Genomic DNA, 12167 nt, shown 5'->3' on the forward strand with positions numbered 1-12167 from the left:
GCCAGAATAGAAGCTTCTAAAATTGCGATGCCAGAATGCATGAAAGCAATCACACTCTATGATGTTGCCCTCCTTGCGGGGGTTTCTTATCAGACCGTGTCCCGCGTTATTAACGATGCGGAACACGTCTCTGCCCGTACGCGGGAAAAGGTGCAGCAGGCGATGGCGGAGCTGCACTATGTCCCTAACCTTCGGGCACAGCAGCTGGCGGGTAAACGCACCCTTACGTTGGGTCTCATCACTACCGACCTGGCCCTGCACGCGCCTTCACAAATTGTGTCGGCGGTAAAATTGCGTGCGTCGGAACAGGGGGCGAGCGTCCTTATTTCCATGGTTGAGCAACCGCAGCAGTGTCAGATCGCACTTCAGGCATTGCTGGCGCAGCGCGTGGAAGCGCTACTGGTGAATGTTCCGCTTGACGATCGTCTCGCTGAACAGCTCAGGGCGCTGGCGTCACCCGTCCCGGTGCTGTTCATTGATGTATCGCCTGCAGCGCAGGTGAACAGCCTGGTGTTTAATGCCGCGCAGGGGGCACGTCTGGGCGTTGAGCATTTACTTTCATTAGGGCATCAACGCATTGCCCTCCTGAGCGGACCGGAAAGCTCGGTTTCTGCGCGGGCGCGTCTGGCGGGTTGGAAAGCTACGCTGGCAGAGGCTGGCCTTGAACCCATCGCGTTGGCATACGGTGACTGGAGTGCGGCTTGTGGATATGAGAAAGGACATCTGCTGTTATCGGCGGTGGAATTACCTGATGCCATTCTGGTAGCGAACGATCAAATGGCGCTCGGAGTAATGCGTGCCTGCGCAGAAAAGGGGATATCCATTCCCGGCCAGATATCCGTGGTTGGATTTGACGATACCGCAGACAGCGCCTGGTTTTCCCCGCCGCTGACAACCGTTCGCCAGGCGTTTCGTGAGGCGGGAGAGCAAAGTGTGGAGTGGCTGCTGGCGCCCACTCAGGGAGAAGAGTGCTGGCAGGTTCAGTTGCCTGTTACGCTGGTGACCCGTCATTCCAGCGCGCGCCGTGTGCCGCAGCAGGCAGAATATGAGGATCTCGCGCAGCAGCTCAGAAGCCTGGCGCTACGGGCTGAACAACTTGCCCGTAAATAAGACTTTTGTGATCTGACTCGCTACCCCACGATCGAACACTTTACCGTAACCCAGTGGCAGGGCATGTTAAGCAAAATTGTGAGCGCTTCGCAAAAGAGGTTGATATGCCCAACACACTATCGCTGACTCTCAGCGCAATTCTGGCCCGTCGGGACTGGGAAAACCCAGGGGTAACCCAGTGGAACCGCCTGGCCGCACACGCGCCGTTACACAGTTGGCATCATGAACAACCTGCCCGGGATGATGCCGCATCTCTCAGCAAACGCTCCCTTAACGGGGAATGGCAATTTAGCTACTTTCCAGCGCCGGAGCAGGTTCCCCAAAAATGGGTGACAGAAGATTGCGCGGATGCTGTCACGATGCCCGTACCGTCTAACTGGCAGATGCAGGGTTTTGACACCCCCATCTACACCAACGTTACTTATCCAATACCTGTTAACCCACCTTTCGTTCCGCAGGAAAACCCGACCGGTTGTTATTCGCTCACATTTGAAGTGGATGACGCCTGGCTGCAGAGCGGGCAAACCCGGATTATCTTTGACGGCGTGAACTCGGCGTTTCATCTGTGGTGCAACGGGCAGTGGATGGGGTATTCACAGGACAGCCGACTCCCCGCCGAGTTTGATCTCTCGGCGGCATTACGCCCCGGACAAAACCGCCTGGCAGTTATGGTCTTACGCTGGTGTGATGGGAGTTATCTGGAAGATCAGGATATGTGGCGCATGAGCGGCATTTTCCGTGATGTGTCATTGCTGCATAAATCTGAGACGCAGATTGCCGATTATCAGGTGGCGACAGACCTGAATGCAGAGCTGGACCGTGCAGTGATGAAGGTCGACGTCCAGCTTGCAGGCGCTGGTTTTACGGACTGCGAGGTGGTCTTTACCCTGTGGCGTAAGGGGGAAAAATGCGCCAGCGCAACCCAATGCCCTGGGTCTGTTATTGTGGACGAGCGCGGCTGTTGGGCCGAGCGTTTAACGGTAGCCATTCCCGTTGATGCCCCAGCGTTATGGAGTGCTGAAACGCCGAAGCTGTATCGCCTGACGATCGCGCTTCGGGATGCGCAGGGCAACGTGCTGGAGATTGAAGCCTGCGATGTTGGCTTCCGTCGCGTTGAAATCAGTAACGGTCTGCTGAAACTCAACGGTAAAGCGCTGCTGATCCGCGGGGTAAATCGGCACGAACATCATCCGGAAAATGGCCAGGTGATGGACGAAGCGACGATGCGGCGCGATATCGAAATCATGAAGCAGCACAACTTCAACGCTGTACGCTGCTCGCACTACCCAAACCATCCGCTGTGGTACACGTTATGCGACCGCTACGGGCTATATGTCATTGACGAAGCTAATATCGAAACCCATGGCATGGTGCCGATGAGTCGCCTCGCAGACGATCCGCGCTGGTTGCCTGCTATGAGCGAGCGTGTGACCCGCATGGTGCAGCGCGATCGTAATCATCCCTCAATTATCATTTGGTCGCTTGGCAATGAGTCCGGGCACGGTGCAAACCACGACGCACTGTATCGCTGGGTGAAATCCACGGATCCAACGCGCCCGGTACAGTATGAAGGTGGCGGCGCGAACACAGCCGCGACCGATATTGTTTGCCCGATGTACGCCCGGGTCGATCAGGACCAGCCTTTCCCTGCTGTACCCAAATGGTCAATAAAAAAATGGATCGGCATGCCGGATGAAACGCGTCCGCTGATCCTCTGCGAATACGCCCACGCGATGGGTAACAGCTTCGGTGGGTTCGCAAAATACTGGCAGGCGTTTCGCAGCCATCCTCGCCTGCAGGGTGGGTTTGTCTGGGATTGGGTCGATCAGGCCCTGGTGAAGCAAGACGAAAATGGCAACACGTTCTGGGCGTACGGCGGGGACTTTGGCGATAATCCGAATGACCGTCAGTTCTGCCTCAATGGCCTGGTGTTCCCCGATCGCACGCCACATCCGGCGCTGTATGAGGCGCAGCGTGCGCAGCAGTTTTTCACTTTTACGTGGGTGAATACGTCTCCGCGGGTAATCGCGGTAAAAAGCGACTATCTGTTCCGCCATACCGATAACGAGGTGCTGAGATGGACGATTACCCGGGATGGGAACGTACTGGACGCGGGCGAGGTCACACTCGCTATTGCTCCCGGAGGAACTCAGCATGTGGAAATCGATCTTCCGGAGATCAAACCCGAACCGGGTGAAGTCTGGCTGAATGTTGAAGTATCTCAATCGCTGGCAACACCGTGGTCACCGGCAGATCATCGCTGCGCGTGGGAACAGTGGCCGCTTCCGGCTCCGCTGTTTATCTCTCCGCCAGCTCCCGCGGGTGTGGCTCCTGTTTTGACGCAAAACGATCGTATGCTTGAAATCACGCATCAGCAACAACGCTGGCAGTTCGACCGCCAGTCCGGGAACCTGACGCAATGGTGGCGTAATGGTGTTGAAACGCTGATTTCACCTGTGACGGATAACTTCAGCCGTGCACCGCTGGACAATGACATTGGTGTGAGTGAGGCGACGCGGATCGATCCGAATGCCTGGGTTGAGCGCTGGAAAGCGGCGGGTATATACGATCTTACTTCGCGCGTTCTGCAGTTTGGCTCAGAGCAGCACGCAGGTGAGGTGGTGGTGACCACCCTGCATGCTCTGGAGTTTCGCGGCAAAGCGCTGTTCCTGAGTCGTAAAATCTGGCGGGTGGACGATCAGGGTGTGCTGCATGGTGACATTCAGGTCGATATTGCGTCTGATATTCCGCAGCCCGCGCGCGTTGGACTGAGCGTTCATCTCGTCGAAACGCCGGAAAACGTCCACTGGCTGGGACTGGGACCACACGAAAACTACCCGGACAGAAAGCTGGCAGCACAGCAGGGGCGCTGGACACTACCACTGGAGGCGATGCACACACCGTATATTTTCCCTACGGAGAATGGTTTGCGCTGCGATACACGTGAAGTTGTGCTGGGAAGGCACCAGTTAAAGGGTAGGTTCCATTTCTCCGTGAGCCGCTACAGCCAACAACAGTTGCGTGAGACAACTCACCATCATTTGTTGTGTGAGGAGCCGGGTTGCTGGCTCAATCTCGATGCGTTCCATATGGGCGTGGGCGGCGACGACTCCTGGAGCCCCAGCGTCTCTCCGGAGTTCATCCTGCAGACACGCCAGCTTCGCTATACCTTCAGCTGGCAGCAGAACTCTTAACTGACCATGAAGATGCGGCCACAGAGCGTGGCCGCAGTCTTACGCCAGAATGCCGCTCAGGCCATGCAGGCTCATGTAAATCCCTACTATGGTAATCAGCGCAGCGGAGATCCATGGCGCTTTACGGGAGAATTCGCTAAACCCGGGCCAGCGTTTGGTCGCGTGCTTGAGGCTTAAGGCGGCAATTGCGCCGGAAGCCACCAGCGTGATCGCCAGGCCAATGCTGAAACTGAACACCAGCGTTGCGCCGAGGGCAAAATGCTTCAGCTGCAGGCAGATCAGCAGGACAGTTATTGATGCTGGGCAGGGGATAAGCCCCCCGGTCAGGCCAAACATCGCGATCTGCCCGGTGGTGACGTTTTGACCGTTGAAACGTCGGTTAATATCCTGTGCGTGTGCCCGTTGATGGGCGTCCTGCCACTCCTCCTCAACCAGTTGATGTCCATGGTGGTGATGCTCATGATGGTGGTCATGGTCATGGTCATGGTCATGGTGGTGATCGTGATGATGATCGTGCGGCTGACTCTCTTTCCAGGTTCGCCAGGCCATCCACAAGGCGATTGCTATGATCAATACCCCGGAGATCAGCTGGAACCAGGGTTCGGACGTGTGTGCATCCCATCCCTGACCAAACCATAAACCAGCCATGGCAATGATCCAGACCACCGCCGTGTGGGAAAGTGTTGCCGACAGACCGAGCATCACAGCCTGTTTCATCGTACCGCGGATTGCCACGATAAAGGCGGCCATCATCGTTTTTGAGTGGCCCGGTTCGAGGCCATGCAGCGCGCCGAGCAGGATAGCGCTGGGGACAAACAGCCAGGCGTTGCCCTGTTGCAGGAGTGAAGCAAAATCGTTCATCGAAGATTCCGGAATGGAAAGCGAGATCAAATACTACTCCCCCCCAGTAGATTAATACTACCCCCCAGTAGAAAAATACTCAGGGGGAGTAGAGCGTGATATGCTTTAAACGTCAAAAAAGAGAAGGGATCACCAGATGTCACATACCGTTCGCGACAAGAAAATGTTATTGACTCGCCTGAAGAAAATTCAGGGGCAGAGTAACGCCCTGGAGAAAATGCTGGACAGTGATCACGAATGTGCCGAGGTGCTACAACAGCTGGCGGCGATCCGTGGAGCGGTTAACGGCATGATGATGCAGGTGATCGAAGGGCATTTAACCGATCACGTGGTGAAAGAGCCCGAAGAAGCAAAGCGTGAAGCCGATCTTGGCGTGGTGTTACAGGTGATCAAATCCTACCTTAAGTAGAATGCAACCTGAGGTTATTTTCTGCCCAAAAAATAAATTCCGCTTTTGGTAGCGCCTTACTGTAGTACCACCCCTGTCCATACTGCACCCCGTGGCGGTGCAACCACTCGAGCTGTCCTGCGGTCTCAATCCCTTCCGCAACCATCGCCAGTTTCAGCGATTTCGCTATTTCAATAATGTGCGGGGTGACGTTTTTGTACTCCAGTGCATCCACAAACGATTTATCAATTTTTAGCGTATCGACATCAAGATCCTGCAGATAGCTCAGGCTGGAATAGCCAGTGCCAAAATCATCAATATAGACAGAGTGCCCTGAACGACGGAAGGCGGCGATGGCTGGCGCGCTGATTTTAGGGTCGGCAAAGCCACGTTCGGTTAACTCAAGGGCGATTTGTTTCGGATGGACTGCCCACTTATTCAGTAATTGACCCAGCAGAGGTGGCAGATCGCCGGAGGTCAAATCCGCAGGCGCGAGGTTGATGGAGATATGCTGTTCCTCGTGAAGGTGCAGCCAGTTGCCCATATCTTCGAATACTTTTTCGATAACTAACTGGGTCAGCTGCGAGATGAGCCCGGTTTGCTCAGCAAGTGGAACAAAAATATCTGGCGCGAGAATGCTCCCGTCTGGCTGAGGCCAGCGTGCCAGCGCTTCAGCACCCACAATTTTTCCGCTACAGAGTGCCACAATGGGTTGATAGTGAATCACAATGTCGCGGCTGTTAATGGCGTCAAGCAGGCGATTGCGCGGCGACTGGATACGGCGCAATACGCGCAAGACGAAGAACGCGGCAAGCAGGCTTATCAGTATGCCGAAAGGTAGCCAGAAAATAAGCTGCTGGTGCCAGGTTTCAGCCAGTGGCTTGAGTGCAGCCCAGGCCACGATCGTAAACCCTAACTCAGGCACCGGCTTCATGATGTACATTGACCCGTTGTACTGAATGCTGGAGACCTTCTGCCCCATAACCATGTTACGGATATGCGGATCAAGTTTGTTACTGCTGGCAAAAATGAGATGTGTTTTATGCCCCACCAGGGAGGCATTGATCGTGAGTTGACTGAAAGGGATTACATCGACAAGCGAGGCGGGATCAATCAGTACAAGGTAATGGCCTTTCCCCATGACAGCCATATAGCGGTTAAAGCCGAGATCGTTTTGTGTGGTCAGCCATGTGCTGTAACCATCTTCTGTAATACGCATCGGAGGGGGAAAAGAGACCGCTTTGCTGGTTTGCTCCAGGGAGGAGCAGAGGGGCTTAAGATTGTCGACATAGATAACTTCCTGGACATAACGCCACGAGAAAGCGGACCGGCGCATTTCCATTAAATGCGTAGGGCTACAGGGGACTCCCTTAAAGGCCTGCAAATGAGTTAGCGCCTCTTTTGCCTGCGCCATAACCATGTCAGTACGTACCAGTACACGTGAGGCATACCTGTCCAGCGCATCGACAAATTTTTCTTCCGCCTGGCGGTGCGCCAGCCAGATGCTAAGGCAAATGGGGATCAACACAGAAAAGATAAGTACGCCAGTCACCAGACTGACCATATGCCGGGTTTTCATGCTGTCGTTTCCTTCCTCATATGCCCGTTCCTGGGTACAGAGTTCCCTGCCTGAAGAGAAAGATTTTACCGCGAAATGATGTAGTTATAGCACGTGTGTAGCCTGGTTTTCATTTTATCTAAGGCAAATCAGAAAATAGCATCAGGATAGAGGGGGGTTGTTATTTCATCAGAGCTTCGATATCATTTTGTTATGTTATAACAAAACAAAAAGAGCTTACGATGAAACCAGATATCCATCCCGCCTATCGCACCGTGGTTTTCCACGATACCAGTGCCAATGAGTACTTTAAAGTTGGCTCGACCATAAAGACCGACCGCGAAATTGAACTCGACGGTGAAACCTATCCCTACATCACTATTGAGGTCTCTTCAAAATCGCATCCGTTCTATACCGGCAAGCAGAAAACGTTCTCTACGGATGGCAGCGCGGCACGCTTCCGCAAGCGTTTTGGTGGTTTTCTTAATGCGAAGCGGGGCTAACTATGCAGGTACTTAACTCATTACGTAGTGCGAAACAGCGTCACCCGGATTGCCAGATAGTCAAACGCAAGGGACGCTTATATGTGATTTGCAAATCTAACCCGCGCTTTAAGGCGGTTCAGGGACGTAAAAAAAGACGCTAGATGCGTGTTTCTCGCCAACTTTCCAGGGATCTTTTCTGTTTGCCATCGGCAGTAAAATTGTCGATGGCAAGCCACCCTTCAAAGGCCTTCGCCAGCGCCGGCCACTCTTTGTCGAGTATCGAAAACCAGTCGGTATCCCGGTTATGACCTTTTGTGACCAGCGCCTGGCGAAAACGCCCCTCGAACTGAAACCCAAGACGCAGTGCCGCTTTGCGCGAAGGTTCGTTCAGACTGTTACATTTCCACTCATAACGGCGGTAGCCAAGCGTATCGAACACGTACTGCATCAGCAGATATTGCGCTTCTGTTGACTCTGGCGTGCGGCTTAACTGTGGGGAGAAATGAACGTGCCCCACTTCCACTACACCGTTTTTAGGATCGATCCGCATCAAGGCCAGTGTTCCGACAGGAGACTGTGTGTGGTTATTAATTACGGTAAAGTGAATGGGATCGGATAATTCACACACGCTCGCCACCCACCCGGCAAACTCACCCGCCGAGGCATCTGGCTCCCGTAGCAGCCATGTCCAGCTGCGGGTATCTTCGGCCCGGGAATAAGCGTTGAACAGTGCGTCGGCATGCTCCACTCGCAGAGGCTCAAGCCGACAATAGCGCCCCTGAAGGACGACCCGAGACGGGTGCTGACGAGGTTGCCAGTCGATAAGAGGTTCACCCACTGGCTGACCAAACTGATTGAATGTCTTCATCTTAATGTCCTTGACGTTGAAAAGAGTTCCAGACTAGTGAGTTACTGGTTCCATAAAAAGAACCACTCGGCTATGTTTTGGTGGTACCAGGCGGAGGTGAGATGAATATACCCGGTGATGAATTTTATACGTTGCTCAATGCTGCTCTGAAAGCGCGTGGTGAGGAGACGCTTCAACGTACGCTCTATCTAACATTGCGGGAGGCCATACTGTGCGGCAGGTTACAGTCTGGCTGCCAGCTTGCGGGTTCGCGGACGCTGGCTCGTCAACTTTCTCTTTCGCGGAACACCGTGAATGCAGCGCTGGATCAGCTCACGCTCGAAGGATATTTACTGCGTAACCGACAGGGAACGCGTGTGGCACAGTTAGCTCACCGTTCTGTCGCCCGGGCATTGCCGGATTCTGTCATCACGCTCGCAAAGCGGGTCTCATTGTTACCTGCGCCAGTGGCCCGGGATACACCGGTTATGGCATTCACCCCCGGGACGCCTGCCATCAACTATTTTCCTCTACCGCTGTGGCGAAGATTGTTCGATCGCGTGTTGCGGGAGGAGGGGAGTAGCCTGTTGGGATATGGTTCACCTGCCGGGGAACCGTCGCTGCGGGCGGCCATTGCCCGTCATCTTGCCCTGTCTCGCGGAATTGACTGTGACGCCAGCCAGATTGTAATAACGGAAGGCGCTCTGGAAGGCGTCAATCTTTGCACGATGCTGCTGAGCGAGCAGGGAGATGTCGCGTGGGTGGAAAATCCCGGATATAGCGGGGCAAAAAGTGCTTTTGTAAAAAACGGTCTGAAGATGACGGCAATACCTGTTGATGACGAGGGAATGTGCTGGGAAGGGCTGGATGTTCCTTCCCCCTCGCTTATTTTCACCTCGCCTTCACATCAATTCCCTTACGGAAGCGTACTCAGTGCGCGGCGGCGTCTGGCATTGCTGGAACTTGCCCGGCAACATAACGCCTGGATTATTGAGGACGATTACGACAGTGAGTTCCGTTACACCGGTGAGCCCGTGCCGGCAATGTTGGGAATGGTAGCGAATGCCCCCGTCGTCTATCTGGGGACATTCAGCAAAACGCTGTTTCCGTCGCTCAGAATGGGGTTCATGGTGTTACCCCCGGCGCTGGCAAATGCGGCTCATCCGGCTATTGGTGCACTGTTACGCGGTGGACACCGTGCTGAACAGCGTACTCTGGCGCTGTTTATTGAAGAAGGCCATTATGCCCGTCATCTTGCCGCCATGCGTCGGCTCTATCGTAAACGTTACCGCCAGTTACGGGAGGTGCTGAGCGGGGAGCTTCATACTCCGCATCGCATTCTTGCTGGCGAGGGCGGAATGCACCTGACGCTGGCGATAGAAGGGATTGATGACCAGAAGCTGGTGGAGCAGGCGAGGGCGTTTCAGCTGGCCCCCGCTGCATTGAGCGGATATTACCTGGAGAAGAAGCAGGGGCAAACCGGTCTGGTATTAGGTTACGGCAATACCTCTGCTTCTCAGTTTGTGCCGGGGATCCGACGCCTGCAGGCCTTAATTACGCAGCAACAGGGCGAGAAAGGGTAAAGACATCGTAGAAAGAAAGCTGACCTTTGGTAGAGATCATTTTCTGTAGCTTCTCTTTTTGCACGTTTTCGACAGCCGGAGAGTGCATGATGCTGTCGATTAGCTCTGTTGGTACGTAACGGGTGTTGTACCATTCGCCGTTGTAGCAGACCCGAAAATCGAGTACGTCGATATCTTCGTAGCGGTAGCGGGGATTCACGTCGAAAAAGAAAAAGGCGTTAAATACAACAAACAGCACAACGAGTAGCCAGACGGAGTCCACCAGCGTTTCGGATTTCAGCATCACAATAAGCGTCGCCAGCCAGGCGGCATACATTGCAACAAAGAGTCCGGGATGTTTGCGGATAAAGCTAATGCTAAAGCGCGGGCGGTTGTCGCGCTTTTCGCGGAGGTTGAGTTCGTCGATGGTGGCAGTGAGCAGGCGCTGTATCTCGGTCATTTTTTGCCTTCATGAGAGTTGACAATACAGGGGATCTGCCAATTTTAGGGGAGCCATTTGGTTGAAAAAAGTAACAGTATGGCGCTAAAAGACCATAACAGTTGACTCCCCGCAGCCTTACAGTTTTTTGATGATTTTTGCCGGGTTACCGCCAACGACGACATTGGTCGGGACGTCTTTCGTCACGACAGCGCCGGAGGCCACCACTACATTATCGCCAATGGTTACGCCGGGATTAATGACCGCACGTCCGCCAATCCAGACATTGTTACCGATTCTCACGGGTTTGCCAAACTCCACGCCGCTATTACGTTCTTCGGCGTCCAGTGGATGGGTTGCCGTATAAATATGAACTCCCGGCGCGAGCATGCAGTTATCACCAATGTGAATTGGGCACACATCGAGCATCACGCAGTCGAAGTTAGCGTAAAAGTCTTTACCCAGATAAATGTTATATCCGTAGTCGCATCGGAAGCTCGGTTCAATATAAGCCCCTTCGCTTTTTCCCAGAAGTTCCGCCAGAATGTTCTGGCGTTCTGTTTTTTCATCAGGTGCGGTGTGGTTATAACGATGAACCAGATGGCGGGCCCGCAGGCGGTCAGTCCGTAATGTCTCATCACCAGGGCGATAAGGTTCACCTGCAATCATCTTCTGTTTTTCAATGCTCATCCTGGAAACCTCTGTGAACGTATTTACCGCAGGGTAATATTAACCGCTCGACATGGGAACGTTCCCTAATAACCGATGTGACTATTGTCACAACATTGTTGTTGATGCGCATGTTTTACATGGAGACCTGGCTTTTGCACAGGGAGCATAGCTGGATAGGTGAATACAGTTCAGAACGTGGCGTAGAACTCTACAGGCACACTTCAAAGATTAACGAACAAATTTCCATACAGAAGTAGGAATTTTGTCATACAACTTATTCATCGTCAGCTCAGCAAGACGATGGTCTGCAGCTGAATAAAATACCGCCAGTTCATTATCAGAAAGCTCGTATTTATTCTTTTCAATGACACGTTCGAGCGTGTCAATTGACTGACAGCGTCGTAAGCGCATCAAATAATCGATCTTTGTGAGTGGTTTATCAGACATAAATTCACCTTAGTAATTGTAATAATTTTAACAGGAAAGACTAACCGGGTTAGCTCTGCTCACGTTGACGAAACAGCGGAATAGCCGGTTTCCCGATTTACGCCATTTTTGCAAATCCTGGGCGTTAATGCCGTAACTGCTGAACAACATAAAGGTGTCATCCAGGTATTCATCAATTTGCTCAATGAGCTTATTATCTTCATTGTACTTAATTTTATAATTAAGTGCGAAGGTTGCGATATGCTCTATAAGCTCATTCAACTGTAAATTGATGGCAGACGTTGGGTCGTTCACCCAGCCATGGTTGCTTTCATCAAGATTGGCAAGGCAGTCATGGTACAAGGATTCGCAGAGAAATTTCAACTGCGCGATATCATGCCTTTTTGGCGAGTACTCGTCCATAGCGCATCCCCTTCTGAGTGATTTCTTACTCACCGAACATCATTGTCGGGATGGATACAACATACTTAGCCACATGGGTGCTGTGTTCCTGATATCTCTAACTATAAGCCACTCCATTCAAGATTTCACCGCGCTATTACGAAAAATTACAAATAAAACCGCAGACTGCGAGCGTTTACGCAAATGTTTGTCCGGAAGTGAA

Annotated in this window: 13 protein-coding genes; 6 read left to right on the forward strand and 7 right to left on the reverse strand. The window is 53.0% G+C overall.

From position 1 onward, the window contains the following. Nucleotides 1-39 precede the first annotated feature (39 nt). The gene (locus ACJ9Y9_RS05460) at nucleotides 40-1110 is read left to right on the forward strand and encodes a LacI family DNA-binding transcriptional regulator (protein ID WP_028017622.1); all 1071 of its coding nucleotides are present in this window, start codon (nucleotides 40-42) and stop codon (nucleotides 1108-1110) included. Between the two features lie 104 nt (nucleotides 1111-1214). Then, on the forward strand, nucleotides 1215-4304 hold the full coding sequence (locus ACJ9Y9_RS05465) for a beta-galactosidase (RefSeq protein ID WP_407226071.1): 3090 nt from the start codon (nucleotides 1215-1217) through the stop codon (nucleotides 4302-4304). 39 nt (nucleotides 4305-4343) lie between these two features. On the opposite strand, the gene ACJ9Y9_RS05470 is transcribed toward ACJ9Y9_RS05465, so the two are convergent. Next, on the reverse strand, nucleotides 4344-5165 hold the full coding sequence (locus tag ACJ9Y9_RS05470) for a nickel/cobalt efflux protein RcnA (RefSeq protein WP_128348953.1): 822 nt from the start codon (nucleotides 5163-5165) through the stop codon (nucleotides 4344-4346). A gap of 136 nt (nucleotides 5166-5301) precedes the next feature. Between ACJ9Y9_RS05470 and ACJ9Y9_RS05475 the strand changes: the two genes are divergently transcribed. After that, nucleotides 5302-5574 carry a metal-sensing transcriptional repressor gene (locus ACJ9Y9_RS05475; RefSeq protein ID WP_028017619.1) on the forward strand — a complete coding sequence of 91 codons (273 nt, stop codon included), beginning with the start codon at nucleotides 5302-5304 and terminating at the stop codon, nucleotides 5572-5574. On the opposite strand, the gene ACJ9Y9_RS05480 is transcribed toward ACJ9Y9_RS05475, so the two are convergent. Beyond that, nucleotides 5567-7132, reverse strand: coding sequence for an EAL domain-containing protein (locus tag ACJ9Y9_RS05480; RefSeq protein ID WP_028017618.1), 1566 nt, complete (start codon nucleotides 7130-7132; stop codon nucleotides 5567-5569). The two genes, ACJ9Y9_RS05475 and ACJ9Y9_RS05480, sit on opposite strands and share 8 nt — an antisense overlap. 221 nt (nucleotides 7133-7353) lie before the next feature. On the opposite strand from ACJ9Y9_RS05480, the gene ACJ9Y9_RS05485 reads away from it, so the two are divergent. Beyond that, nucleotides 7354-7614: a type B 50S ribosomal protein L31 gene (locus ACJ9Y9_RS05485; protein ID WP_010428154.1), complete on the forward strand. Its 261-nt coding sequence runs from the start codon at nucleotides 7354-7356 to the stop codon at nucleotides 7612-7614. 2 nt (nucleotides 7615-7616) lie between these two features. After that, entirely contained in the window at nucleotides 7617-7757 is a 141-nt protein-coding gene (gene ykgO, locus ACJ9Y9_RS05490) for a type B 50S ribosomal protein L36 (protein WP_003859006.1), read from the forward strand. Here ykgO and ACJ9Y9_RS05495 read toward each other — a convergent pair. Then, nucleotides 7754-8464 carry a GNAT family N-acetyltransferase gene (locus ACJ9Y9_RS05495; RefSeq protein ID WP_028017617.1) on the reverse strand — a complete coding sequence of 237 codons (711 nt, stop codon included), beginning with the start codon at nucleotides 8462-8464 and terminating at the stop codon, nucleotides 7754-7756. The genes ykgO and ACJ9Y9_RS05495 overlap by 4 nt on opposite strands. 101 nt (nucleotides 8465-8565) lie before the next feature. On the opposite strand from ACJ9Y9_RS05495, the gene ACJ9Y9_RS05500 reads away from it, so the two are divergent. Next, nucleotides 8566-10026, forward strand: coding sequence for a PLP-dependent aminotransferase family protein (locus tag ACJ9Y9_RS05500; RefSeq protein ID WP_028017616.1), 1461 nt, complete (start codon nucleotides 8566-8568; stop codon nucleotides 10024-10026). Here the strand turns inward: ACJ9Y9_RS05500 and ACJ9Y9_RS05505 are convergent. The 4 genes from ACJ9Y9_RS05505 to tomB form a co-directional block, all read right to left on the reverse strand. Continuing rightward, on the reverse strand, nucleotides 9998-10465 hold the full coding sequence (locus ACJ9Y9_RS05505) for a YlaC family protein (protein WP_028017615.1): 468 nt from the start codon (nucleotides 10463-10465) through the stop codon (nucleotides 9998-10000). The genes ACJ9Y9_RS05500 and ACJ9Y9_RS05505 overlap by 29 nt on opposite strands. Nucleotides 10466-10582: 117 nt before the next feature. Further along, on the reverse strand, nucleotides 10583-11134 hold the full coding sequence (gene maa, locus ACJ9Y9_RS05510; protein WP_028017614.1) for a maltose O-acetyltransferase: 552 nt from the start codon (nucleotides 11132-11134) through the stop codon (nucleotides 10583-10585). A 210-nt stretch (nucleotides 11135-11344) separates the two neighbouring features. Then, entirely contained in the window at nucleotides 11345-11563 is a 219-nt protein-coding gene (locus ACJ9Y9_RS05515; RefSeq protein ID WP_008499287.1) for an HHA domain-containing protein, read from the reverse strand. A 27-nt stretch (nucleotides 11564-11590) separates the two neighbouring features. Beyond that, nucleotides 11591-11965, reverse strand: a complete 375-nt coding sequence (gene tomB, locus ACJ9Y9_RS05520; RefSeq protein WP_008499288.1) for an Hha toxicity modulator TomB — start codon at nucleotides 11963-11965, stop codon at nucleotides 11591-11593. Nucleotides 11966-12167: the final 202 nt, after the last annotated feature.

Origin of the sequence: Enterobacter sp. CPE_E1241 (genome assembly GCF_045618265.1) — a bacterium.
Lineage (GTDB): Bacteria > Pseudomonadota > Gammaproteobacteria > Enterobacterales > Enterobacteriaceae > Enterobacter > Enterobacter adelaidei.

What these genes read in the sequence shown, in the direction of transcription:
- maa (WP_028017614.1), bottom strand. Translation starts at nt 11,134, where the DNA reads ATGAGCATTGAAAAACAGAAGATGATTGCAGGTGAACCTTATCGCCCT.
- ACJ9Y9_RS05465 (WP_407226071.1), top strand. Translation starts at nt 1,215, where the DNA reads ATGCCCAACACACTATCGCTGACTCTCAGCGCAATTCTGGCCCGTCGG.
- tomB (WP_008499288.1), bottom strand. Translation starts at nt 11,965, where the DNA reads ATGGACGAGTACTCGCCAAAAAGGCATGATATCGCGCAGTTGAAATTT.
- ACJ9Y9_RS05480 (WP_028017618.1), bottom strand. Translation starts at nt 7,132, where the DNA reads ATGAAAACCCGGCATATGGTCAGTCTGGTGACTGGCGTACTTATCTTT.
- ACJ9Y9_RS05495 (WP_028017617.1), bottom strand. Translation starts at nt 8,464, where the DNA reads ATGAAGACATTCAATCAGTTTGGTCAGCCAGTGGGTGAACCTCTTATC.
- ykgO (WP_003859006.1), top strand. Translation starts at nt 7,617, where the DNA reads ATGCAGGTACTTAACTCATTACGTAGTGCGAAACAGCGTCACCCGGAT.
- ACJ9Y9_RS05475 (WP_028017619.1), top strand. Translation starts at nt 5,302, where the DNA reads ATGTCACATACCGTTCGCGACAAGAAAATGTTATTGACTCGCCTGAAG.
- ACJ9Y9_RS05505 (WP_028017615.1), bottom strand. Translation starts at nt 10,465, where the DNA reads ATGACCGAGATACAGCGCCTGCTCACTGCCACCATCGACGAACTCAAC.
- ACJ9Y9_RS05500 (WP_028017616.1), top strand. Translation starts at nt 8,566, where the DNA reads ATGAATATACCCGGTGATGAATTTTATACGTTGCTCAATGCTGCTCTG.
- ACJ9Y9_RS05460 (WP_028017622.1), top strand. Translation starts at nt 40, where the DNA reads ATGAAAGCAATCACACTCTATGATGTTGCCCTCCTTGCGGGGGTTTCT.
- ACJ9Y9_RS05515 (WP_008499287.1), bottom strand. Translation starts at nt 11,563, where the DNA reads ATGTCTGATAAACCACTCACAAAGATCGATTATTTGATGCGCTTACGA.
- ACJ9Y9_RS05485 (WP_010428154.1), top strand. Translation starts at nt 7,354, where the DNA reads ATGAAACCAGATATCCATCCCGCCTATCGCACCGTGGTTTTCCACGAT.
- ACJ9Y9_RS05470 (WP_128348953.1), bottom strand. Translation starts at nt 5,165, where the DNA reads ATGAACGATTTTGCTTCACTCCTGCAACAGGGCAACGCCTGGCTGTTT.